This window comes from Arthrobacter sp. 9AX (assembly GCF_902506095.1).
GTDB lineage: Bacteria > Actinomycetota > Actinomycetes > Actinomycetales > Micrococcaceae > Arthrobacter.
The window spans coordinates 4,374,351-4,397,165 of record NZ_LR733293.1 but is presented as its reverse complement, the minus strand read 5'-3'; the positions used below and the strand labels follow the sequence as shown (position 1 = coordinate 4,397,165).

The 22,815-nt window shown below is 66.2% G+C and carries 19 protein-coding genes; 5 read left to right on the top strand and 14 right to left on the bottom strand.

Annotated features, from left to right (window positions below):
• The first annotated feature begins 3 nt into the window (after positions 1-3).
• Entirely contained in the window at positions 4-1,380 is a 1,377-nt protein-coding gene (locus BACI348_RS20395; protein ID WP_159829614.1) for an NtaA/DmoA family FMN-dependent monooxygenase, read from the top strand.
• A gap of 154 nt (positions 1,381-1,534) precedes the next feature.
• On the opposite strand, the gene BACI348_RS20390 is transcribed toward BACI348_RS20395, so the two are convergent.
• The 7 genes from BACI348_RS20390 to BACI348_RS20360 form a co-directional block, all read right to left on the bottom strand.
• Positions 1,535-2,122 (bottom strand): HdeD family acid-resistance protein, encoded by a 588-nt coding sequence (locus tag BACI348_RS20390; RefSeq protein WP_159829612.1) that lies wholly within the window; start codon positions 2,120-2,122, stop codon positions 1,535-1,537.
• 320 nt (positions 2,123-2,442) lie between these two features.
• Positions 2,443-3,072, bottom strand: coding sequence for a TetR/AcrR family transcriptional regulator (locus BACI348_RS20385; protein WP_159829610.1), 630 nt, complete (start codon positions 3,070-3,072; stop codon positions 2,443-2,445).
• Between the two features lie 91 nt (positions 3,073-3,163).
• Positions 3,164-4,210 carry an LLM class flavin-dependent oxidoreductase gene (locus tag BACI348_RS20380; protein ID WP_159829608.1) on the bottom strand — a complete coding sequence of 349 codons (1,047 nt, stop codon included), beginning with the start codon at positions 4,208-4,210 and terminating at the stop codon, positions 3,164-3,166.
• Between the two features lie 72 nt (positions 4,211-4,282).
• A complete protein-coding gene (locus tag BACI348_RS20375) occupies positions 4,283-5,956 on the bottom strand; it encodes a glycoside hydrolase family 13 protein (RefSeq protein ID WP_159830387.1) in 1,674 nt (557 codons plus the stop codon).
• A gap of 92 nt (positions 5,957-6,048) precedes the next feature.
• Complete coding sequence (locus BACI348_RS20370) at positions 6,049-6,936, bottom strand: carbohydrate ABC transporter permease (RefSeq protein ID WP_159829606.1); 888 nt, start codon at positions 6,934-6,936, stop codon at positions 6,049-6,051.
• A complete protein-coding gene (locus BACI348_RS20365; protein ID WP_201298471.1) occupies positions 6,933-7,871 on the bottom strand; it encodes a carbohydrate ABC transporter permease in 939 nt (312 codons plus the stop codon). Before BACI348_RS20365 ends, BACI348_RS20370 begins: the two co-directional genes overlap by 4 nt.
• Positions 7,872-7,908: 37 nt before the next feature.
• On the bottom strand, positions 7,909-9,186 hold the full coding sequence (locus BACI348_RS20360; protein ID WP_201298470.1) for an ABC transporter substrate-binding protein: 1,278 nt from the start codon (positions 9,184-9,186) through the stop codon (positions 7,909-7,911).
• A gap of 90 nt (positions 9,187-9,276) precedes the next feature.
• Between BACI348_RS20360 and BACI348_RS20355 the strand changes: the two genes are divergently transcribed.
• A complete protein-coding gene (locus BACI348_RS20355) occupies positions 9,277-10,482 on the top strand; it encodes an ROK family protein (RefSeq protein ID WP_159829604.1) in 1,206 nt (401 codons plus the stop codon).
• A 60-nt stretch (positions 10,483-10,542) separates the two neighbouring features.
• Here BACI348_RS20355 and BACI348_RS20350 read toward each other — a convergent pair whose 3' ends face one another.
• From BACI348_RS20350 to BACI348_RS20340, 3 genes are all read right to left on the bottom strand, one after another.
• A complete protein-coding gene (locus BACI348_RS20350; protein WP_159829602.1) occupies positions 10,543-11,526 on the bottom strand; it encodes an ABC transporter substrate-binding protein in 984 nt (327 codons plus the stop codon).
• Between the two features lie 234 nt (positions 11,527-11,760).
• Positions 11,761-12,459, bottom strand: a complete 699-nt coding sequence (locus tag BACI348_RS20345; RefSeq protein WP_159829600.1) for a type 1 glutamine amidotransferase domain-containing protein — start codon at positions 12,457-12,459, stop codon at positions 11,761-11,763.
• Positions 12,444-13,361, bottom strand: coding sequence for an aldo/keto reductase (locus BACI348_RS20340; protein ID WP_159829598.1), 918 nt, complete (start codon positions 13,359-13,361; stop codon positions 12,444-12,446). The genes BACI348_RS20345 and BACI348_RS20340 overlap by 16 nt, the downstream gene beginning before the upstream one ends.
• A gap of 142 nt (positions 13,362-13,503) precedes the next feature.
• Between BACI348_RS20340 and BACI348_RS20335 the strand changes: the two genes are divergently transcribed.
• The 3 genes from BACI348_RS20335 (at position 13,504) to BACI348_RS20325 (ending at position 19,044) form a co-directional block, all read left to right on the top strand.
• Positions 13,504-14,493, top strand: a complete 990-nt coding sequence (locus tag BACI348_RS20335) for an LLM class flavin-dependent oxidoreductase (protein ID WP_159829596.1) — start codon at positions 13,504-13,506, stop codon at positions 14,491-14,493.
• Between the two features lie 346 nt (positions 14,494-14,839).
• Positions 14,840-17,470 carry a trehalase-like domain-containing protein gene (locus tag BACI348_RS20330; protein WP_159829594.1) on the top strand — a complete coding sequence of 877 codons (2,631 nt, stop codon included), beginning with the start codon at positions 14,840-14,842 and terminating at the stop codon, positions 17,468-17,470.
• Positions 17,471-17,547: 77 nt separating this feature from the next.
• Positions 17,548-19,044, top strand: a complete 1,497-nt coding sequence (locus BACI348_RS20325) for an MFS transporter (RefSeq protein ID WP_236557659.1) — start codon at positions 17,548-17,550, stop codon at positions 19,042-19,044.
• An 11-nt stretch (positions 19,045-19,055) separates the two neighbouring features.
• Here the strand turns inward: BACI348_RS20325 and BACI348_RS20320 are convergent, their stop codons facing one another.
• The 4 genes from BACI348_RS20320 to BACI348_RS20305 form a co-directional block, all read right to left on the bottom strand.
• A complete protein-coding gene (locus BACI348_RS20320) occupies positions 19,056-20,183 on the bottom strand; it encodes an FAD-dependent oxidoreductase (protein ID WP_159829592.1) in 1,128 nt (375 codons plus the stop codon).
• A gap of 10 nt (positions 20,184-20,193) precedes the next feature.
• Positions 20,194-21,120: an AEC family transporter gene (locus BACI348_RS20315; protein ID WP_159829590.1), complete on the bottom strand. Its 927-nt coding sequence runs from the start codon at positions 21,118-21,120 to the stop codon at positions 20,194-20,196.
• Between the two features lie 64 nt (positions 21,121-21,184).
• A complete protein-coding gene (panD, locus tag BACI348_RS20310) occupies positions 21,185-21,610 on the bottom strand; it encodes an aspartate 1-decarboxylase (RefSeq protein WP_201298469.1) in 426 nt (141 codons plus the stop codon).
• A 174-nt stretch (positions 21,611-21,784) separates the two neighbouring features.
• Positions 21,785-22,699 carry a LysR family transcriptional regulator gene (locus BACI348_RS20305; RefSeq protein WP_159829588.1) on the bottom strand — a complete coding sequence of 305 codons (915 nt, stop codon included), beginning with the start codon at positions 22,697-22,699 and terminating at the stop codon, positions 21,785-21,787.
• Between the last annotated feature and the right edge of the window lie 116 nt (positions 22,700-22,815).

The following is a 22,815-nucleotide window of genomic DNA, read 5'->3' as shown; positions in this document are numbered from 1 at the left end:
ACCATGACACAGCACAACCGTGCTAACTCCGGGGTCTTCGAGCCGTCGGGCAAGATCCAGTTCGGTATCTTCTTCCAGGGCGTGAACTCCGGCACCATCTGGAAGGCTGCCGAATCCGGCTCGCAGACTGACTTCGAATCGTTCCGCCGCATCGCGCAGACCGCCGAGCGCGGGCTGTTCGCCGCCTTCTTCCTGGGCGAAGGGCTCCGCCTCCGTGAACACCTGGGCCGTCCGCATGGGCTGGACGTGGTGGGCCGGCCGGATGCGCAGACCATGCTCGCGGCGCTGGCGTCGGTGACCAAAAACATCGGGCTGGTGGCCACCCAGAACACCACGTACAACGACCCCGCGGACCTGGCGCACCGGCTCGCGTCGCTGGACCTGATTTCCGGCGGCCGTGCAGCGTGGAACATCGTGACCACGGACAACGCCTGGACGGGTGCGAACTTCCGCCGCGGCGGTTACCTGGACCACGCCGACCGCTACAAGCACGCGGAAGCGTTCGTGGAAACGGCCAAGCGGATCTGGGACTCCTGGGAAACGCCGGCCGGTCCCGCCCGCCGCGTGCTCCACGAGGGCCAGCACTACACGGTGGACGTGACGCCGCGCCTGCCGCGCAGCGCCCAGTACCGGCCGGTGCTGTTCCAGGCCGGCGACTCCCCGGAAGGCCGAAGCTTTGCCGCCCGGCATGCGGACGTCATCTTCTCGGCGCACCCGAAGTTCGACGACGCCGTGGAGTTCCGCAAGGACCTCGTGGAGCGTTCGCTGGCCGCCGGCCGCGGGGCCAACGCGGTGCAGATCATGCCTGCGAGCGAGTTCATCCTGGCGCCTACCGCTGGGGAGGCGTTGGAGAAGAAGGAGTGGGTGCGCAGCCTGCAGATCGGCCCGCAGCAGGCGGTGGCATATCTGGAGCAGTTCTGGGGCCGCGAGCTGTCCGGGTACGATCCGGACGGGCCGCTGCCGGAGATCGATCCGGTGGTGGAGGAGACCTCGGAGACCCGCGGCAGCGGCTTCCACGGCGCCAAGGCCCGCCAGCTGGCGGACCAGTGGCGTGCGGAGGCCAAGGACAAGGGCCTCTCCATCCGCCAGTTCGTCTCCTCGAAGACGGCGCGCGTCGACGCCACCTTCACCGGCTCCTACACAGCCGTGGCGGACCGGTTGGCGGAGTACGCCCGCGTGGGTGCCGTGGACGGGTTCAACATCTCACCCTGGCTGATTCCCACCGGCCTGGACGACATCGTGAACCACCTGGTGCCGGAGCTGCAGGAACGCGGTGTGTACCCCACCGAGTACGCGGGCAGCACGCTGCGCGAGAACCTTGGGCTTGGCACGCCGGTGCGTTCCGCCGATGAAACTGCCGGGGCGGTCCGGGCGTCATGAGCGCGTTCCGCCCCGGCGGATGGCTGCGGCGGTGCTTCCTGAGCGTGGGCCGCGGCTTTGTTGGAGTGTTCGACGGCGGCACTGAAGTGAGTGCCGCCGTCGAGCCTTCCTTGGAGTCTGTGAGGTTGCAGCTGGCGGTGTGGGAGCAGCGGATTTAAGGCATCGAGGGTGTTGGCCCGTGATGCCCGGACGCCGACGCAGCGCCGAAGCCGCGGAGTTGGAATCCGGCCGCCAGCAGCAGAATGCCGGTCAGGAAAGCGAACGCCGCCAGCAGGCCAAGCAGGCTCAGGATGCCGGCGCCCGGGAGGATCAGGACGTAGAGCCCGAACAGTGCGTTGACAATTCCGATGGCCAACCACATCCACCAGGAGGTCAACACCTTCTTCACCTGGAAGGAGAGCCCGATCTGCGTCACGCCCAGAACCAGTGCCCATGCGCCTATCACCATGGCAAGCCATAGCGCGGTGATGCCCGGCCACACAAAGGCCACGATTCCAGCAAGAACCGAAGCGATGCCGCCAACGAGTGCCCAAGCCGACCGCCGGGGACGGTCGGAGAAATAATGGACGATGTTCGTGATTCCATCCACCCCCGCATAGAAGCCGAAGAGGAACACCAGGGCCAGGACGGTGGCGCCCGGCCAGAGGATCACGAGGATTGCGAAGAGGATGGCGAGGGCGCCGCGGACGAACAGTGCAGTTCCCGTTCCCTCGAATATTTTCTGTTCCCCAATGAAGGACATAATTCACCTCGCGGTATGCTGCGTTTCTTGTGAATCTGGCAATGCTTGCCAGTGTGGATGGCGGGGGCCGGGGCCTTCCCGCCGCGCCCCGGCCAGGGACGCGCGCGGCAGCCTGACGAACTGCGCCGGCCAGTCGCAAGGGGCCGTGCTCTCTCATCTCCAGTCTTGACCTCAGGCGGAGGAACAATAGGGTCTTAGGTCCCTGGAGATCCCGGTCGGACCCGTGTACTGGTCTGCCGCACCAAAGAAGGGCCGACGGCGGCAGCCGGGTGCCGCCGTCGGCGCAGCACCCACGTCCGGCCCGACTGACGGGGTGTTGTTCAGTGCTCCTGGAGCGCGCCGTGGCTATCGCTGTTCCGGCCCCGCAGCGGGGCGAAAGCGATCTCTTCCGTCCGGCTGATGCTTCGCCTAATGGCCTCTTTGTCCACACCAAGGAGGGACGTCAGCCACATGCCGTTCTGGATGACCACAATGTCGGAGGCCCGCGCCCGGCATTCCTCCCATGGCATTCCGGGCCGGGCGTTCGAAATTAGTGCCGCGACTCCATCGATGTACCGGTCGAAGGCGGCGGCGTTGATCTGCGCGTAGTCCTCGTCGGCCTGGGCGAGGGCCCACAGGTGCAGGCGCAGGGACAGGTAGCGGGTGGTGAGCAGATCAGCGCCGGCAACCCGCCGCAAGGCCATGCGCAGTTGCTCGTCCGGAGCCAGCGACGGATCCGGCGCAACGAGCAGGAGATCGTGCTCGTCCACGCGGCGCAGGGCAGCGCGGATCAGGGTGGCTTTGTCGTCGTAGTAGTAGTTCACCAGGCCCAGCGCGACGCCGGCTTCGCGGGCCACGGCCCGCATGCTCACCCCTGAAATTCCGTGCCGGGACAGCAGATCCATCGCGGCGTCGAGAATTCGCGACTGCCTGTCGACCTGTTCGCCACTGTTCACGGTGCTTGTCCCCATCCGGCCAGACTATTGCCTAACCCGGGGCGGTGCACTTTCAGGTCACGGTGCATGACGGAACCCGCCGACTGGTGGGTGCCCGGCCTGCGGCTTATTGCGTGCCCTCGGCCGGAGCCCATCCCAGGGCGGGCCCCAGCTTGGCGGCGATGTCGGTCAGGATCTGGACGTAATCCTCATGGTCAAAGCTGAAGGGCAGCGCGAACGCCACCTCGTCGACTTCCCGGAATCCGGCATGGGCGTACAACTGCCCGGCGATCTCATCGCTGGTGCCGATCAGGTCCTGGGCGAACAGCATGCCCTTTGGCCCCTGCGGCGCCCGGGTGCGGGGCATGCGTTCATCGACGTACCGCCGGTACTTCGCCCGCTGGCCCGGGGACGCCGAATCGGTGGGGATCACCACCAGGCCCTGCGATACCCGCGCCGGTCCCTGCTGGCCTGATGTTGTGGCGGCCGCACGGAAAGCGCGGATCTGGGACTGCTGAACCTCGGCGAAGTCCGGTTCCTGGTCCTGGTCGGGGAAGACGACGCTGCTGGAGAGCAGGTTGAACCCGTTGGCCCCGGCCCAGGCAGCGGACTTCGTGCTGCCCGCCCCATACCAAAGACGGTCCCGCAGGCCGGGGGAGTGCGGCTCCACCCGGTTGGAGAATTCCTCAACCACTCCCTGCTTGCCGGAGAACTCCCGGACCGGTTCCCCTGCGATGAGGCGGGCAAGCCGTTCCACGCGGGCGTAGCTGAAGTCCTCCTGCCCTGAGGAGTCCGGGTACAGCTCGTGCTTCACAGTGTCGTAGTGCATCGGTTCGCCCACGCTCAGCCCCGGATTGATCCGTCCCCCGGCGAGGAGATCCACCGTGGCCAGGTCCTCGGCCAGGCGCAACGGGTTCTCCCAGCCCACCGGGGTGACGGCCGTTCCAAGCTCAATCCGGGAGGTGCGCTGGCTCGCGGCGGCCATCACCGCGATGGGCGAGGAGATGCCGAACTGAAGATGGCGGTGGCGCAGCCAGGCGCTGTCGAATCCAAGCCGCTCGCCCAGTTCGATGATCCGCAACGTGGATTCATGGCCCGGGGCCGGATCCGCTGGATCGAACAGCCCGATGGTAAGGAATCCGAGCTTGCGCAAGGGACGGGTGGGCTCAGGCATGGGACTCCTTCAGGATCGGGTGCGGCTCCCTCCCAGAATATGCGCCCGGGCATGGCACCATGGCCGCTGCTGCTACGCCTGGAGCCAGGCGGTTGTCGCTCCGGGCAGGGTATCTGCCTCAAGCGGTGAGCTTGAGACCAGGACCTCGCCGGCGGGCAACTCGAAGGCTTCGCTACCGAAGTTCGTGACCGAGGTCCAGCCGTTGGGGCGCCGGAAAGCTACGACGTCGGTCCGGCCGGTTTCCAGCCATTCCACCGTTTCGGAGGTCTGCAGCTGCGACCGCAAGGCCAGCGCGCCGCGGTAGAGGGACAGGGTTGAGTCCTCCTGCGATTCCTGCGCTTCCACAGAATGGCCGGCAAACCATTTCGGCTGCGGCAGGTGGGCGTCGGCGGTCCCGAAACCGAACGAGTTGCCCGAGGCTGTCCAGGGCAACGGGACGCGGCAGCCGTCGCGGCCGATTTCCACGCCTTTGTTGCGGAAGAAGGCGGGGTCCTGGCGTTCTGAATCCGGGATCTCGCTGCCGACTTCCTGCAGGCCCAGTTCTTCGCCCTGGTACAGGTACGCGGAGCCGGGAAGGGCGAACATCAGCAAGGATGCGGCGCGGGCGCGGCGCAGGCCGAGTTCGACGTCGATATCTTCCTGCTTGCCGCCGGCGAGCAGCCACTGCTTGCCGGCCTGGCCGGACATGATCTCGCCCCCGGCCGACGGCCCGGCCACGGGAAGCCCGTAGCGGGTGGCGTGCCGGACGACGTCGTGGTTGGAGAACACCCACGTGGAGGAAGCGCCGGAGGCCTGGGCCTCAGCAAGGTTCCCGGTGATGATTTTCCGGAACTGGGCGCCGTCGAAGTCTGCCTGCAGCAGGTCGAAGTTGAAGGCCTGGCCCAGCCCTTCCGGGCTGGCGTAGCGGGCACGGCGGTCCGCGTGCACCCAGGCTTCGGCGACGGCGGTGCGCGGCGGGTTGTATTCGTTGAAGACCTTGCGCCACTCGGCATAGATCCCATGGACTTCGTTGCGGTCCCAGTAGGGATGTGCGCCGGCAAGGTAAAGCGCCTCGCCCTGGGCTTCGAGGTCTGCCTTGGTGGGCAGGGATTCCTCGAGGTTCTTGGTCAGGGCATGGGCGACGTCGATGCGGAAGCCATCCACTCCGAGGTCGGACCAGAAGCGCAGGGTCTTCAGGAAGTCCTGGCGGACTTCGGGGTTGTCCCAGTTGAAGTCGGGCTGTTCCTTGGCGAAGATGTGCATGTACCACTGGCCCGGGGTTCCGTCCGGTTCCGTGATGCGCTCCCAGGCCGGGCCGCCAAACACGGAGTCCCAGTCCGACGGCGGCAGCTCGCCGTTTTCGCCCAGCCCGTCCCTGAAGATGTAGCGGTCGCGGGCCGGGGATCCCTTGGGCGAGGCGAGTGCTTCCTTGAACCACTCGTGCCGGTCCGAGGAGTGGTTGGGCACGATGTCCACAATGAGCTTGAGCCCGGCTGCGTGCAGGGCGGAAGCCATGCCGCTGAAGTCTTCCAGTGTGCCGAGCCGCGGGTCCACGTTGCGGTAGTCGTCCACGTCATAGCCGCCGTCCGCGAGGGCCGAAGGGTAGAACGGGCTCAGCCAGACGGCGTCGATCCCCAGGGATTTCAGGTACGGAACCTTGGCGGTGATGCCGTTGATGTCACCGATGCCGTCACCGTTGGAGTCGGAGAAACTGCGGGGGTAGATCTGGTAGACCGAGGCCTGCCGCCACCAGTTGGGGTCGGTCATGCTCACGTGCACGTCGCTGGTTTCCTGGATGGTGATGGAGGGCAAGAGTGGTTCCTTTGTGTTGTTCAGAGTGGTCGGTTGTACGGCTGGAGTCACTTGACGGCACCCTGGGTCAGGCCTGCCATGACCCAGCGCTGGGTAAACAGGTAGACCACGATCGCCGGTGCCATGGCCATCAGGTACGAGGCGAAGGCCACGTTGTAGCTGTTGCTGAACTGTGTCTGGAACATCTTCTGCAGCACCGGAATTGTCTGCAGTTCCGGGTCGGAGATGATGAGTGAGGGCATCATGAAGTCGTTCCAGGATGCGATGAATGCGAAGATGCCCACTGTTGCGCTCATGGGTCCGAGCAGGGGGAAGATGAGCTTCCAGAACACCTGCCACGTGCCGGCGCCGTCAATGCGCATGCTTTCCTCCAGTTCCACCGGGATGGAGCGCAGGAACGCGGTAAACAGCATCGTGTTGAACGCCAGGGCAAACACGATGTGCAGGATTGCGACGCCCAGCGGGTTGTCCAGTCCCACGAGGCCTGTGAGCTGGATCTGCGGCAGCGCCACCACGGGGAACGGGATGAACATCGCCGCGAGCAGGTAGAAGAAGGACCAGCGGAAGAGCCGGCGGTCCCAGTTGCGGACGATCGCGTAGGCTGCCAGCGCCGACACGATGATTTCCCCCGCCACCGCGGTGACGGACACAAACACCGAGATCGCGAAGCCGCGGGGGAAGTTGGTGAGCGTCCATGCCTGGACGAAACTGTCGAAGGTCAGGGGGCTCGGCAGCGAAAAGGCGTTGCCGTCCACCGCCTGGCCGGTGGTCTTGAACGCCATGCTGAGGGTGACGTAAAGGGGGACGAGCACGCTCAGCGTGCAGACGATCAGGATGATGGTGACGGGCCAGTTGCTGCGCTCCTGGCCGGCGCGGACCGGTTCGCTGGTTCCGGCGGCGGGTCCTGCTGTGATGGTGCCGGGTGCGCTGCTCATGCTGCGATCCCTCCTTTGCCACGGGTGAAGCGAAGCTGGATGAGTGCGATGACGATGCTGATGAGGAAGAAGATCACGGCGTTGGCCATCTGGTACGCGTAGTCGCCGCCTTCGAAGCCGCGGAAGATCGACATCGCGACGCTGCGGGTGGACACGCCGGGCCCGCCGTCGGTGAGGCCCACGATGATGTCGTAGGCGTTGAGGTAGTTCTTGAAGCCGAGAACCATGTTGATCACCGCGTACCCGGCAACGAGCGGCAGGGTGATGTGCCGCAGGTTGTGCCAGGGCGTTGCTCCGTCGATGGAGCTTGCCTCGTAAACCTCGGCGGGAACCGTAAGTAGCCCTGCGATGTAGATCAGCATCGCGCTCGGAATCGACTGCCACGCCGCGACGAAGACGATCGCCAGCCACGCGAGGTCGGGGTTGGCGAGGATGCTCGTGGCCAGCGGTTCGAAGCCCAGGCCTTGGCCCACGAGGGGCAGCGAGTTCGAGAAGAGGTATTGGAAGACGAACGCGATGACGATGCCCGATATGACCATCGGGATCACGAATACCGTGCGCAGCGCGGTACGGAAGCGGACACGGGACGTGAGTCCCAAAGCCAGGAAGAAGGCCACCGCGTTGACGGCGATGACCGTCACGAGGGCAAAGGCGAGCGTGAAGCCGTAGGCGCTGAGGACTCCCTCATCCTGGAACACCGCGATGAAGTTTCGGATGCCGATGAAGTCGAAGTCACCGAAGCCAACGGAATTCGTGAAGCTGTAGATGAATCCGAGGACGGCCGGCAGGGTGACGGCGAGAGTGAAGATCGCCAGGGAGGGGAAAAGGAAAAAGTAGTACAGCGGATCGACGCGGCTTTTGCGCGCACGTGTCGCTCTGGTCGCTGGCGGGGCCGTCACCACCGCTCCGGTGGAAGGCTTCGTCGTCAAAGACATGGTGGTCCTCGTTTCGTGCATTAGGTCGGAAGGGTGGTCACGCGCGGAAAGCCAGGCGCGCCCAGTCGGCGTCCATCCGGCGCAGCGTGCCCTCGGGGTCGGCGCCACCGATGATCGACTGGAAGTAGTTGGCCGCCGGGATCGAGTTCGGGATGAACTGTGAGGCGCCCATGTAGAACCGGCCCTCGTCGTAGTACTTCTGCATCTCAACGATCCGGGGGTCGGTCACCGCCGGTGCGTCCTTGGTGGTGCCGAATCCCAGGAATTCGGCGTTGTAGGAGTTCTGGATCTCCGGCTGCATGAGGTGCTGAAGGAAGGCGCGTGCACCTTCCCGGGCGTTGGCTACTTCCGGGACCCACAGCGAAAGGTCGATGTTTACGCGGACTTTCAGGTCGGCGGGGTCGCCGGTCATCGGCAGCGGGAAGGTGCCCAGATCGATATCCGTGCCGGCCTTTTCGATCTCTCCGAAGGCCCAGGGTCCTTGGAAGTACATGGCTGCCTGGCCCTGGGCCATGGCGGTGTTTCCGTCTCCATAGCCGCGGCTCGACGCATCAGGGTTGACGTAGGACTTCAGCTGGACCATGCGCTTCACCGGCTCGAGCAGCGTTTTCTGGAACGATACTTCGGAGTCGGGTCCCACCTTCTCGCCGATCTCATGCATCTTCTTGTAGAACTCGCGCACGTTGACCATGCCGCCCACCGTGTAGTCGAACAGGCCCTGCGCAATGGTCCAGGGATCCCGGAAGGTGCCGTAGATCGGGGTAATGCCTGCAGCCTTGAGCGCCTCGCACACCTGGATCAGTTCGTCCCAGGTCCTGGGGACGGCCAGTCCGTTCTGCTCAAAGATGCGCCGGTTGTAAATGACCGAGGCAGCCATGACCGAGTAAGGGATGACGCTTGTCCGGCCGGCGTAGGTGGGGTACCAGTTCGTGAGGTCGAGGACGTCGTCCCGGATGGAAGCTGCCGCCGGAAGGTCGGAAAGGTCCGCCAGAGCCCCGCGCTCCATGAAGCGGGCCATTTCAAGGTTGTAGTTGAGGCAGCCGAGATCAGGCGGACTGCTGCGCACAAAGCTGGCAGAGAGGTTTGTCGCCATGTCGTGCAGAACGCGGAACCGGTCTTGGGAGGCGGTGAATTTCGCCGCCAGATCGCGGAAGTAAGGCACGGCTTCCGGTTTTGACTGGTGGAACGTGACGGTGGGACGTTCGCCTCCCGGGGCACATCCAGCCAGGCCGGCTGCGGCCAGTGCGCCTCCGGCAGCGGCGAGGAAAGTGCGTCGGGAGACTGCCGTCCCGGCGGACGTCAAAGGTGGCAACATCGGCTCCTAAGTGGTCTCACTTCGAATTTATTTGGATCTTATATTTAGGTCCTATACGAGGATGAAGGACGATGGCGATATCGTCAAGGCATGAATGGAAATACGGCGAGCTCAACGCAGTTGTTGCGGCAAATCAACTCCGATGCCTTGCTGCGCTTCGCACTCCAGGAGCAAGTGTTCACAGCTGGCGAGGCGATGGCCGTTACAGGGCTGACGCGCGCCACGGTGCTGGGGGTTTGCGATGGCCTGGTCGCCGCCGGCTGGCTGGAGGAAGTGGATGGCAGTCCCGCCGAGAGCGGTACGCACAAGGGCCGGCCGGCACGTCGCTACCAATTGCGCGAGAGCGCCGGTGTTGTTGTTGGGCTGGATGCGGGAGAGACCCATTTCACCACCATCGTCGCCGATTTGCGCGGCCGTGAGCTCGGCACACGCCGCCGGAACATTGACTCACATGTGCTGGGGCGGGCCGGGCGCGGCGCGGGAGCCCGGGAACTGATCGACCTGACCCTTCGCGACATCGGGCGCGCCCCCGACGACGTGCTGCTGACCGTCGTCGGGGTTCCCGCTCCGATCGACGCCAACGGCATGTCACCTGAAGGAGAATTCTGGCAACTGATGAATTCCGGCTTTGCCTCGCACCTTCACGGCATGGTCGTGGTCGAAAATGACGCCAACCTCGCCGCTGTTGCCGAAGGCGCACACGAGCCATCGGCCAACCAGGCAACGTTGTTGACAGGCGAGCGGTTCGGGGCAGGCCTGATCGTCGACGGACGCCTGCTGCGGGGGCCGCGGGGCGGCGCAGGGGAGATGCGGTTCCTCGACGTGCTGTCAGCGAGCAAGCTCGTGCCCGATGAGGGGGGAGCAGATGGGTTTGGAGCGCTCGCCCGGAAGTGGGCACGCTCGCGCATCCGCTCATACAGCGGAGACACCGTTCTGCGGCAACTGCCCGAGGGGGAGATTAATGCGGAGGACGTGTTCCGGGCAGCCCGGGAAGGGGACTCGTTCGCGGCGGACATCATCGCCCGGCTCGGCGCCCGGCTGGCGCGGATTGCGGTGGTGCTCTCCAGCCTCCTGGACATTGAGCGGGTGGTGATCGCAGGCGGGATCTCGCGGGCCATCGAACCTGTCCTCGACCACGCCCGCAGCCTGCTGCCCGGCGATTCGGGTTTGCCCCTGCCGGCGCTCGTTGCGAGCACGCTCGGGGCTGAAGTCGTTGTCAAAGGTGCCATCGAGTCCGCACTCACACGGGTCAGGCGCGAACCCAACGCGTTCCTTCCGCGGGCCGCCCGCTCCTGACACGCAATGAATCCCCGCCTTGCTCGAGCAGGGCGGGGGTTCATTCATCGGCGGGTCTGCTTATTTCTTGGGCAGGCCTGCCGGGTTGAGTTCGGACTTGGCGATGGCCTCGGAACCCAGGCCCCAGCGGTCCAGGATCTTGGCGTAGGTGCCGTTTTCAATCAGTTCGTTCAGCGCGGCCTGGGCAGCAACGGCAAGGCCGTTGTCCTTTTTGGTGGTGAAGGCGATCTCGGCAGTCAGCGGCCAGCCGCCGTTAAGGGTGCCCACCTGCTTGCTCTTGCCGTCCTGCGCTGCCTTGTAGGCGGCGCCGGCGTTGGGCCCGAACGTGAGGTCCGCACGGCCGGACTGAAGGGCCAGCGTGGAGGCGGAGTCGTCGTCGTAATACTGGAACTCAACCGGCTTCAGGCCGTTCTTCTTGTTCTCCTCGTCCCAGCGCACCAGGATGGCTTCCTGGTTGGTGCCGGAGCCTACGATGATGCGTTTGCCGGCAACATCCTTGGCTTCCTTGATCCCGCCGATGTCCGAATCGCTCTTGGCGTAGAAGCCCAGGAGGTCGTTCCGGTAGGTGGCGAAATCGAACTTCTCCTTGCGCGCCTCGGTGACGGTTACGTTGGAGAGCACGGCCTCGTATTTGGAGGATTCGATGCCCAGCGGCCAGTCAGCCCAGGCCACGGGCAGGACCTCAACCTCGAGTCCGAGCGTCTCACCTACGGCGTACGCGATGTCCACCTCGTTGCCGATCAGCGTCTTGTTGTCGGTGGCGAACAGGCTGAGCGGTGCGGTGTTGCCGGTGGTCACTACGGTCAGCTTGCCATCTGCCTTGATGGCTTCGGGGACCAGGGCTGCGGCAGCGGAGTCCACGGAAACCTTGAAGCGGTCCTGCTCAGGCGCCAGGTTGAAGGGCTTGCCTGCCGCGGTGGTCGAGGCTCCCGACGTCGGTGCTGACGCCGCCGTCGCGCCCGGATCTGCGCAGGCTGCCAGCCCCAGCAGCGCGGTGATGGTGAGGGCCGCGGCAGCAGCCGGTTTCGCCTTGATAATGGCCATTTTTCCTCCTCGGAGGTGGTAGCGGATGCAACGGAATGTGCTCGTTGCAGCAACTATCCGGCAGCCCGAGGAGGCGAATCAAAGGCGCTGAAACGCTGGGATACAGGGAGTAACGGCAGGTCACGGGAGGACCGCGGCGGTCACATTGCAAGCGCTCTACGACGCCCGTCGAAGAGAAGTGGCCCGGTCACCAGACTGGGCCACTTCTCTTCGAGCGAGTGTCAGCAGCGTGGGTCAGCCCAGCGCCTTGATGACTTCCTTGGCCACGTCCTCGCTGGACTGCGGGTTCTGGCCGGTGATGAGGTTGCCGTCGCGGACCACGTGGGAGGTCCAGGCGGCGGCGTTTTCCACCACGGCGCCCTTCTCCCTCAGCGCATCCTCCACCAGCCATGGCGTGTTCTCGCCGGTGCCGCCGCCCAGCTCCTCCTCGTTGCTGAAGACGGTCAGGCGACGCCCGGCGAAAGCGAAAGCGCCGCCGTCATCCGCTGCGCTCAGCAGCCCTGCGGGACCGTGGCAGAACGGCGCGATGACCTTGCCGCCACTGTCCGCCGCGACCAGCAGGCGGCCCAGATCCGCGTCCTTGTACAGGTCCGCCATGGGGCCGTGCCCGCCGGGCATCACTACGGCGTCGTAGGTGGAATGGTCGATGTCGGCCAGCACCAGAGGGTGTGCGAGCTCGGCGTCAATGGCGGCCAGAAAGTCCCGGAAGCCTTTCGCGCGCTCCTCACCACCAGCTGATTCTGCGGCGAGGGACACTTGGTCAACGGTGGGTTTTCGGCCTCCTGGCGTCGCGATGTGGACGGTGTGGCCGGCGTCGCGCAGGGTCTGGTGTGCCACCACCAGTTCCTCGGCCCAGAACCCGGTGGGATGCTGGCTGCCGTCCTTCATAGTGAGCGAATCTGCTGCTGATACAACCATCAGGATGTTTGCCATGGTGTTGCTCCTGTCTGTTCTGTAGTTCCGTGGTTGCCTGCGGCTTCGAGCTCTCCGTAGGTCGCGTCGTCGAGCGCCACGCTGGCAGCGGCCATGTTCTCTTCCAGGTGTTTGACGGACCCGGTGCCGGGGATCGGCATCATCACGGGGGAGCGGCGCAGCAGCCATGCCAGCGCCACTTGGGAAGTGGTGGCCCCGAGGCGCTTGGCGGCCTCGTCCAGCGAACCACCCGGCTGTGCCAGCTCGCCCGCGGAGATCGGCGCCCACGGAATGAACCCGATGCCGTTCTCCTCCGAATACCGCAGCACGTCCTCCGAGCTCCGGTCCGTCAGGTTGTACCGGTTCTGGACCGTGGATACGGTGAAGTGTTTCCCGGCCGCCTCAAGTTCAGCCACGCTGACCTGCGAAAGGCCCAGCGCCCGGACCTTGCCCTCGTCCTGCAGTTCGCGGAGCACGCCGAACTGTTCCTCGGCGTCCACCTTGGGATCGATCCGGTGCAGCTGGAGCAGGTCAAGGGTGTCCACCTTGAGCTTCCGCAGGCTCAATTCGGTCTGCTGCCGCAAGTACTCCGGGCGGCCCACGGGGATCCATTTGTTCGGACCGGTGCGTGTGAAGCCCACCTTCGTGGCGATCTTCAGCCCCTCCTTATAGGGGTGAAGCGCCTCGGCCAGGATCTCCTCGCTGATGTTCGGGCCGTAGGAGTCGGCAGTATCTATGAAGTCCACACCGAGTTCGACGGCGCGGCGCACCACCGCCACGGCGGCGCGCCGGTCGGCCGGCTCACCCCACACACCCTCGCCAACGATGCGCATGGCACCAAAGCCAAGCCGGTGCACGATTCCCAGGTCCTTCAGGTCAATCGTTGCGGATAGTTCCAAGTGGTTCATTGTCTCCAGGCTCATAGCAGCGGTAACATGATAAGCCTGCTGAGTATTCCGTAAGTCACAGAAATAAGCCGCCCGCCGCCGTCGTTATACCCAGAGTGCCCGCCGCACTCGGCCGGCACGTCCCCGCGAAAACGTTCTCGAAAGGCCGGCACTCACCGTGACTCTTCCCCTCTCCATCCTTGACCTGGCAACCATCGGCAAGGGCCAGACGGCGGCGGAGAGCTTCGCGGGCAGCGTGGCCATGGCGCAGAGCGCCGAAAAGCTGGGCTACCGGCGGGTCTGGTACGCCGAGCACCACAACATGTCGTCCATCGCCTCCTCCGCCACGAGCGTGCTGATCGCCCACATTGCCGCGCACACGGAAAACATCCGCCTCGGTGCCGGCGGCGTGATGCTGCCCAACCACTCGCCGCTGACCATCGCCGAGCAGTTCGGCACCCTGGCAACACTGCACCCCGGCCGGATCGACCTTGGCCTGGGCCGTGCGCCCGGCAGCGACCAGAACACCATGCGCGCCCTCCGGCGCGACCCGATGTCCTCGGACAGCTTCCCCCAGGATGTCCTGGAACTGCAGGGCTACCTCACCGGCCCCACCCGGATCCAGGGCGTTGAAGCCACGCCGGGCAAGGGCACCAACGTCCCGCTGTACATCCTCGGTTCCTCCCTGTTCGGCGCCCGCCTCGCCGCCCAGCTGGGGTTGCCGTACGCGTTCGCCTCGCACTTTGCGCCTAATGCCCTGCAGGACGCCGTGGCCCTGTACCGCCGCGAGTTCAAGCCCTCGGCGCAGCTGGAGTCACCGTACGTGATTGCCGGTGTGAACGTCATTGCCGCGGATTCCGCCGCTGAAGCCCAGGCCATGATGCGGGACACCTTGCGTGCCCGCGTCTCCCTGTTCTTCGGCGGCGGCCGCGAATTCACTGACGACGAGGCGGACATGATCCTCGATTCCCCGCAGGGCCAGCACGTCGGCCAGATGATGACGTACTCGGCCGTGGGGACACCCGACGTCGTTATCGACTACCTGGACGGCTTCGGCCGGCACGCCGACGCAGACGAACTCATCGTGGCTCACCAGAGCACCGATACTGCGGCACGGCTGCGGTCCGTGGAACTGCTGGCCGAGGCCGCCGGCCTCGCCCGGGTGTAGGTTCTCCGGCGCACGTGCTGCTGCGTCCGCGCGGTCTGCCCGCGTCACGCAGGGCACCTTTTGGGAAACCACGACGCCGGGTTCCCCGGTTTGGCGCGCCGGGCACCGCCGTCGTGGCCCAAAGCGCTGCCCTGCGGAACCCCTGGCACGGCCCGGCGGCGACTTGTAAACACGGGACTTTTACACATACGCAATAAAGGGGACTTTCGAAGGAAACCCCCGAGGCTGAGTATGGGAACTGCCCCCTCGGGAACGCTGGGATTCCTGCGACGGGCACCAACCGGTAGCCCGCCGGCGATCCAGCGGCTGCAGTCCCGGACTGGTCCTGCCTCGAAGGGGTATCTGGATGCCGACGCCGTTGAACCAAAGCGTGGCGGATTCCGCACTGCTCACAAGGTCCCTTCCGCTGGAACTGCTCCGCGCCTTCGTCCAGTCGGATGCCGCGGACAGCGGGCTGACCCCGGCGCTGCTGGCCGAGCTCAAAGTCCTGGCGCGGGTACCAGGGCTGCTGGTGGCCTGCAACTACGGCGGCACCCTGTGCGGCGCCGAGGGCATCTCCACCGAGATCCTTCCCCTGGGCAGCGCGGCCATTGCCTTGCGCGCCCTGGCGGCCCTGCCCAACACTCACGCCGCGATCATTTCCGGCCGCTCGCTCCGCGATCTGGCCGCGGTGTCACGCCTTCCGGTGGAGGTGCACCTCATCGGCTCACACGGCGCAGAGGCGGATATGGGTTTCGCGCATGCCCAGACCCTGTCCACCGAGTCCGTTCTGCAGAAGGTCAACGCCGCCCTCATCGAGGCCGTGGGCTTCCAGGAGGGCATCTGGATCGAGCGCAAACCGGTTGCCGTTTCCGTCCACACCCGCCCGGCGCCGCCGGAGGTGGTGGAATCCGTGACGGAGACCGCCCGGGAGATTGCCCGCGACCACGGGCTGTTCTTTATCGTGGACGGGTCCGTGCTGGACCTGTCCGTCGTGGAACCGTCCAAAGCCGAGGCACTGGAAACGCTCCGGTCCCGGCTCGGCGCCAGTGCAGCCATGTTCGCCGGGGACGCCTCCAGTGATGAACTGGCCATCGCCACCCTGCGCGGACCGGACCTGGGGCTGCGGGTAGGGCCGGGGGAGACCGCCGCCGCGCACCGCGTCCGTGATCCGGAGGCCTTCGCCCGGGTCCTGGCCCTCCTCTTCGAACTGCGGCGGGCCTGGCTGTTCGGCGAGGACGCGGTGGGCCTGGAGCGGCACACGATGATCGGCAACGGATCCTCCACCGCCCTGCTGACGCCGGACGCGAAGGTCTGCTGGATGAGCCATCCGCTGCCGGACTCGGGGTCACTGTTTGCGCACATCCTGGGTGGGGATGCGGCCGGCCATTTCTCCGTGGAGCCGGTCAAGGCCTCCCAGGTGCTGGGGCAGCGCTACGTGGACAGCACCATGATTGTTGAAACCCGGTGGGCGGATGTCACAGTCACCGATTATTTGGAGCCCGCACCGGACGGCATTACCAGCCTGGTGCGTGTGCTCACCGGCCACGGAGCCGCCAGGATCACCTTTGCTCCGCGGCCGGACTACGCCAACGCCCCGTTCAGCATGGAGGCGCGCGGCAACGAACTCCATGTGGTGGGCACGTCCGAGCCCATCATCCTGTTCGCCCCGGGCGTCACTTTCAGCATCACCTCGGACGGCCGCCACGCCACGGCCACGGCATCCGTGAACCTGCAGGACGGCCGCGTGGTGCTGAACCTGCGCTGCGGCGATACCGAACCGCGGCCGGCGGACCCGGACGGCGAAACGGAGCGGCGGGCCGGGGTGGCCCTGCACGCGCGGCAGTGGGTGCAGAAACTCGTCCTGCCCTCCGTCAAACCCTCCCTGGTGCGGCGTTCGGCCCTGGTGCTCCGCGCCCTGGTGCATGAACCCACCGGCGCCGTCCTCGCTGCCCCCACCACGTCCCTGCCCGAGGGGATCGGCGGGACCAGGAACTGGGACTACCGGTACTGCTGGCTGCGCGACGGCTCCATGACGGTCAACGCGCTGGTGGATCTTGGCTCCACCAAGGAGGCGGCCGGGTTCCTGGCTTGGCTTGGCCGTATCCTCGAACACGCACCCGGCCCCGAATGGCTGCACCCCCTGTATTCGGTGACGGGCGCCCCGCTGTCCACGGAAGCCGTCGTCGACAGCCTTCCCGGCTACGCGGGCTCCCGCCCGGTGAGGATCGGAAATGCCGCGGACCACCAAGTCCAACTGGACGTTTTTGGACCGGTTGCCGAGCTGATCCACTCCCTCAGCGAACGGGAAGGCGCGCTCGCCGATGACCACTGGGAACTGATGGTCCAGATGGCCTCTGCAGTCCTGGCCCGCTGGCATGAGCCGGACCACGGCATCTGGGAGGCCCGGCGGCCTGCCCGCCACCACGTTTATTCGAAGGTGATGTGCTGGGTGACGCTGGACCGGGCGCTGCGGACCGCTGGCCGCCACGGCAGGGAACCGCACCCCGACTGGGAGCCTATGGCTGCCGCCATCCGTGCGGAGGTGCTGCGCGAGGGCTGGGACGAGTCGGCCAGGTCCTACACCGTGGCTTACGACAGCCCCGATCTTGATGCCGCCGTCCTGCACATTGGACTCTCCGGCCTGCTGGATGTGTCGGACCAGCGCTTCCTGGACACCGTCACCGCCGTGGAGCGGGAACTGCGGGTGGGTCCCACGGTCTTCCGGTACAGGTACGACGACGGCCTGCCGGGCCTGGAGGGCGGGTTCCACATCTGCACCACCTGGCTGATCGAAGCCTATGTGGCCGTGGGGCGGATTGATGAGGCGTGGGACCTCTTCGACCAGTTGGTGAACCTTTTTGGTCCCACCGGGCTGCTCCCGGAGGAGTACGACCCCGGCACGGAAACCCACCTGGGGAACCACCCGCAGGCATACTCCCACCTGGGCTTCATCCGTTGCGCGCGGCTTCTGGACGAACACCAGGGCAGGAGATAGCACCGGGCAGATAGTCGGCGCCGGCCGTGGGTACCTAGAGTGGAGGTAACAGGGACCCAAAAACTGAAACGAGACTGATGATGACCGCCCGCTCCCAGGGAGTGGGGTTCCGCTCTGACCGCGGCCCCATTCTGATCGCCCTGATGCTGTCCACGGGGCTGGTGGCCATTGATTCCACCATTGTGGCCACTGCCGTGCCGTCGATCGTCCGGGATGTGGGCGGATTCGAGTCCTTCCCCTGGCTGTTCTCGGCGTACCTGCTGGCCCAGGCAGTCTCGGTCCCCATCTACGGCAAACTGTCCGACATGGTGGGCCGTAAGCCGATCATCCTGGCAGGCATCGGATTGTTCCTCTTCGGGTCCATCCTCTGCGGCATTGCCTGGAGCATGCCTGCCCTGATCGCTTTCCGTGCCCTGCAGGGGCTCGGAGCGGGAGCCGTGCTGCCGGTTTCCATCACCATCGCCGGGGACATCTACTCGCTGGAGGAACGCGCCAAGGTGCAGGGCTATCTGGCCAGCGTGTGGGCTGTTTCCTCTGTGGTGGGCCCGAGCCTTGGCGGAATCTTCTCGTCGCTGGGAATCTGGCGCGGAATCTTCCTGGTCAACATTCCGCTGTGCCTGCTGGCCGGATGGATGCTGTTCCGGACCCTGCACGAAAACGTTGCGCGTGCCCGGCACCGGGTGGACTACGCCGGTGCCGGGCTGCTGGCGGTTTCCCTGGGCCTGCTCGTCCTTGGTGCCCTGCAGGGCGGCCAGGCGTGGGCGTGGAATTCCCCCATCAGCATTGGCATCTTTGCCATGGGCGCCGTGCTGCTGGCCGTTTTCCTGGTGGTGGAGAGGCGGGCAGCGGAGCCGGTCCTGCCGTCCTGGGTAGTATCGCGGCGGCTCCTGGGCACCACTGCGCTGGTGTCCTTCGGTGTGGGGGCGGTGATGATCGGGCTGACCTCCTACGTGCCCACGTTCCTGGAAGGGGCGCTGGACAGCTCGCCGCTCATCGCGGGCCTCGCCCTCGCAGCACTGACCCTCGGCTGGCCCATCAGTGCCTCGCAGGCAGGCCGGTTCTACCTGCGGATCGGATTCAAGGCCACCGCCTTGATCGGGATCTCCATCACCGTGGCGGGCCTCGTGGTCCTTACCCTCACGGCAGCCACCCCCAACGTGCTGCTGGTCGCGGCCAGCTGCTTCGTGGTGGGACTCGGCCTCGGGCTGGTGGCCACCCCCACCCTGATCTCCGCGCAGTCCAGCGTTTCCTGGAACGAACGCGGAGTGGTCACCAGCACCAACATGTTCGCCCGGTCCATCGGGAGCGCGCTGGGTGTGGCCGTCTTCGGTGCCGTGGCCAATGCTGTCTACGCGAACACGTCCGGGGAAGGGGATGCGCCCGCCGTGGTGGCGGCCTCCGGCGCGGTGTTCCTGTCAGCCCTGGTGGGTGGCGTCCTCACCGTGGCCGCCGTACTGGCGATGCCGGCGGTGAAGGCGGGGGCCATGGAAGAAGCAGGACACAACGGCGGGCAGCAGGGCGGCGGGCAGCCTGACCCGGACACGGAAAGCAGCCGGAGCGGCGCTGACACGTAGCCAGCCAGTTCCTACCGGGACGCGCGGAAGATCTCCGGTGCCGGCCGGGTGCCCGTAGCGAGGTCGGCCAGGATGCGGCCCACCACCGGGGTGAACTTGAACCCGTGCCCGGAGAAGCCTGCCCCGATCACCACTGGCCCGATCCGGTCGAGGATGAAGTCCTCGTCCGGCGTAGTGGTGTAGGTGCAGCTGATGGCCTCGAACGCATCGGCGTCCACACCGGGCAGCCACGTCCGCGCGTAGTCGTGCAGGGCAGCGAGCTGCACCGGTTCGGGCTGAAAGGAACGCCGGTCCGGGTCAACCAGCGGGCCCACACCGTGCCAGCCGGCCTTGATGCCCTCGCCCGGGGTCTGCATCCCGTACACGGGGGAGTACCAGTTCCGGTATTCCGCCGCAGAACCCGGCATGTGGTTGAAACCAGGCCACACTGCATCCTCGTCAGCAACCCGGAAATGCGCCGGCTGCTCCTGGGTGACCCGAAGTTTCGGAATATGCAGGCCGGCACCGGTGGCCCCGAGGAGTTTCCCGGTCCAGCCGCCGGCCGTGACCACCACCTGCGCGGCGCTGACCACCTCGGTACCGGCGTCGGATTCCAAAGCCAGCCGGACGCCGTCGTCCATCACCTGGAACTTAACCACTTTGGTGTGGTGCCGGATCTCGGCGCCACGTGCTGCGGCGAGCCGCTGGAAGGCCGGGAGCGCCGCTTCGGGGTTGAGCTGGCCGCCGTCGGGCATGTACAGGGCCTGCTGGTCGAACCGGATGCCGCGCCAACGCTCGCCTGCCTCCACGGGGGACAGGAACTCAGCCCGGATGCCCGCCTCGTTCAGCGCCGCGGCGATGTCCGGAAGGCGCGGATCCGGGCCGTGGTTAACGATGCCCGTGCGGGCCAGCAACGTCTCCCCGCTGTCCTGCTCGAGCTCGTCCCACAGGGCCAGCCCCTCGGCGAGCATGGCCACATATTCGGGGCGGTGGTAGCCCGGATTCAGGTTCCGGGTGGTGCCGTGCGAGGCGCCGATCTTGTGCCCCGGCCCGAACTGCTCCACCAGGGTCACCTGGCGGCCGCGGCGGGACAGCGCCCATGCCGCAGCCGAACCCATGGCACCGCCGCCGATCACCACGGTGTCCAGCATCTTTTCCATCAAACTCCCATCACGTCAGCAGCAGCGCTACGCCAATCATGGCCGGGACGGCCACAACGGTAGTAATCAGCACGGTGTCCTTGGCCACGGTGATGCCGGTCTTGTACCGGCTGGCGGCAACAAAGACGTTCTGCGCGGTGGGCAGCGCCGACGTCACCACTACGGCGAACAGGGCATGGCCTTCCATCCCCAGCGCATGACGGGCGAAGAGGTAAGCCAGGGCCGGCTGGATGGCCAGCTTGAACCCGCTCGCCAGCAGGGTGTCCAGGCGTCGGGCGGCGGCGGCCTGCAGCGGGCGGGTTCCGTTCAGGCTCATCCCGAAGGCGATCAGCATGGCCGGAATCGCAGCACCGCCGATCAAGTGGATGGGCTCCATCACCAGCGGCGGAACCTGCCAGCCTGTCCCGGCCACCAGCAGGCCCAGCCCGGAGCCCACAACCATGGGGTTGCGCAGGACCATCACCGCGAAGTTCAGCGGCGTGGTGCGGTGGGAGCTGGTGCTGGAATCCAGGATCATCAGGAACAGCGGCGTGAAGAAAGCCAGCTGGAAGATCAGCAGCGGGGCCACGTAGCTCGCATCGCCCAGGACGTAGACGGCGATAGGGATGCCCAGATTGGCGGAGTTGGCCAGCGACGCCGCCATGGAACTCATCAGCGATTCCGGCAGCGGGCGTTTGAGCCAGCGCCTGGCGATGATGAAGAAGATCCCGGCGGTGGCGATGGCGGCCACCGCGGTCACCAGCAAGGGCGCGGCGAAAACCTCTGCGAGCCGGGCCTTGCTCAGCGTTTCAAAGAGCAGCGCCGGGCTGGCCACAAAAAACGTGAGGGAGCTGAGGACCTGCCGTGCGTTGTCGCCCAGGATTTTCTGCCTGCCCACGAACCAGCCCACCAGGATGATGCACCAGACCACAAAGAAGCCGGCCAGCACCCCTAGCAAGGGACAGCCCGCAGGTTATCCCGCAGGGCGCAGCGGAGGCGGGTACCGGAACGCACGCTCCGGGTTACAGGGTGGCGTTGTTAAGCGCGAAAGGGGGACGCATCATCCCCGGGCTGAGGCCCTCGGCGGGATCGTTGCCCAGCTGGATCACCCGGTTGTTTTCGTCCACGTGGACCACCCTGGGCTCATAGGCCTTGGCCTCTTCAGTGGTCATCTGGGCGTACGTGATCAGGATGACGAGGTCGTTCTCGTGCATCAGGTGCGCCGCTGCGCCATTGATGCCGATGACGCCGGATCCGCGCTCGCCGGCGATCGTATAGGTCTCAAGCCGTGCGCCGTTGGTGATGTCCACGATGGACACGAGCTCGCCGGGAAGGATGTCGGCGGCCTCGAGCAGGTCCAGATCCACGGTGACGGAACCGACGTAGTGCAGGTCGGCGTGCGTGACGGTGGCCCGGTGGATTTTGGACTTGAACATTGTTCGATTCATAACGGCATCAGTCTATCGCCGGGGAAGTGTCTGCGCAGTGACGCAGGGAACAGCGCTTCCTGCGCAGTGAAGGCTGCCTTCGATGCGCAGGGACAGCCCCTGGGCATCGACCCGGGCCGTCGTGGCGCAGGGCGGCCCGGAGCCGCCGGGAACGGGGCGTACGACGGCGGCCGGTCACCCGGCGTCGTTCCCCGCCACTGCTGCGGCTGCTGCAGCGAGCGTCTCCCGCGCGGCCAGGATGGCCGGCCGCTGCGCGCTGGAGCGCCGGACGGAGGTGAAAACGGTGCGGTGCGGCTTGCCGGGAAGCTCCAGCAGCTGCGCCGTGGTGCCGCGGCCGGTCCACACCAGGTCCGGCATCAGCGCCACGGCATTGCCGGATTCGATCAACCGGATCTGGGCCTGCAGGTCGGCGGTTTCATAGCGCACGTCCGGCTCAAAACCCGCGCTGCGGCAGGCCTGTTCCGCCCAATGGCGGGACGCGGCCCCCCGAGGCTCCATGACCCAGGCGAGTTCCGCCGTGTCCTCAAGCGAACGGATGGCGGGCCCGCCGTCGGACGCGGGCGGAACTGCCAACCGGATGGCGTCGTTGGTCAGCTTGACGCGGTCCAGTTCGGGGTACCGCGGCGCGGCGTGCCCCGGATACTGCTCGGCAATAACCAGGTCGAAGTCCCGGGCCCATGTCTCGTGCAGTGCGGTTTCCGGCTCCCGCTGGATCATCTCGATCCGGACCTCAGGGTAAGCCTTGGCCATCCTCGTCAGGGTGTCCGGCATGAGTGCCAGGGCGGCCGACTGGAAAACCGCGACCCGGACAGTCCCCGTGACGGTGGTCAGGGAAGCGGCGAGGTCCGCCTCCGCCTGCTCCATGGTTTCGAGCAGGTTCGCGGTGTGCGCCACCAGCACTTCGGCCTGCGGCGTGAGCTGGACCCGCCGGCCGGTTTTCCGGAGCAGTTCCACCCCCACTTCCTTCTCCAGGAGGGCGAGCTGCTGCGATACCGACGACGGGCTGTACTGGAGTGCCTCGGCCACCTCGGCGAGCGTCCCCCGGATGCTTAATTCCCTGAGCAGCCGCAGTCGGCGGACATCAAGCATGAGGAAATCCTTACCGAAACTAATGTATATAGGTTAGAAGTAGTCACTTTATCTAACGCAAGCACCCTTGCATACTGTTGGGAGCGAGTTACCCCCGTCACAAGCGATGGTTCGCG

Bases quoted from the DNA above. Each gene is read 5' to 3' on its own strand.
- BACI348_RS20380 (WP_159829608.1), bottom strand. From the start codon at position 4,210: ATGCCTGAGCCCACCCGTCCCTTGCGCAAGCTCGGATTCCTTACCATC.
- BACI348_RS20370 (WP_159829606.1), bottom strand. From the start codon at position 6,936: ATGAGCAGCGCACCCGGCACCATCACAGCAGGACCCGCCGCCGGAACC.
- BACI348_RS20340 (WP_159829598.1), bottom strand. From the start codon at position 13,361: ATGAGCCTGGAGACAATGAACCACTTGGAACTATCCGCAACGATTGAC.
- BACI348_RS20385 (WP_159829610.1), bottom strand. From the start codon at position 3,072: ATGGGGACAAGCACCGTGAACAGTGGCGAACAGGTCGACAGGCAGTCG.
- BACI348_RS20345 (WP_159829600.1), bottom strand. From the start codon at position 12,459: ATGGCAAACATCCTGATGGTTGTATCAGCAGCAGATTCGCTCACTATG.
- BACI348_RS20305 (WP_159829588.1), bottom strand. From the start codon at position 22,699: ATGCTTGATGTCCGCCGACTGCGGCTGCTCAGGGAATTAAGCATCCGG.
- BACI348_RS20395 (WP_159829614.1), top strand. From the start codon at position 4: ATGACACAGCACAACCGTGCTAACTCCGGGGTCTTCGAGCCGTCGGGC.
- BACI348_RS20330 (WP_159829594.1), top strand. From the start codon at position 14,840: ATGCCGACGCCGTTGAACCAAAGCGTGGCGGATTCCGCACTGCTCACA.
- BACI348_RS20320 (WP_159829592.1), bottom strand. From the start codon at position 20,183: ATGGAAAAGATGCTGGACACCGTGGTGATCGGCGGCGGTGCCATGGGT.
- panD (WP_201298469.1), bottom strand. From the start codon at position 21,610: ATGAATCGAACAATGTTCAAGTCCAAAATCCACCGGGCCACCGTCACG.
- BACI348_RS20365 (WP_201298471.1), bottom strand. From the start codon at position 7,871: ATGTCTTTGACGACGAAGCCTTCCACCGGAGCGGTGGTGACGGCCCCG.
- BACI348_RS20355 (WP_159829604.1), top strand. From the start codon at position 9,277: ATGAATGGAAATACGGCGAGCTCAACGCAGTTGTTGCGGCAAATCAAC.
- BACI348_RS20390 (WP_159829612.1), bottom strand. From the start codon at position 2,122: ATGTCCTTCATTGGGGAACAGAAAATATTCGAGGGAACGGGAACTGCA.
- BACI348_RS20375 (WP_159830387.1), bottom strand. From the start codon at position 5,956: ATGACCGACCCCAACTGGTGGCGGCAGGCCTCGGTCTACCAGATCTAC.
- BACI348_RS20325 (WP_236557659.1), top strand. From the start codon at position 17,548: ATGATGACCGCCCGCTCCCAGGGAGTGGGGTTCCGCTCTGACCGCGGC.
- BACI348_RS20360 (WP_201298470.1), bottom strand. From the start codon at position 9,186: ATGTTGCCACCTTTGACGTCCGCCGGGACGGCAGTCTCCCGACGCACT.
- BACI348_RS20350 (WP_159829602.1), bottom strand. From the start codon at position 11,526: ATGGCCATTATCAAGGCGAAACCGGCTGCTGCCGCGGCCCTCACCATC.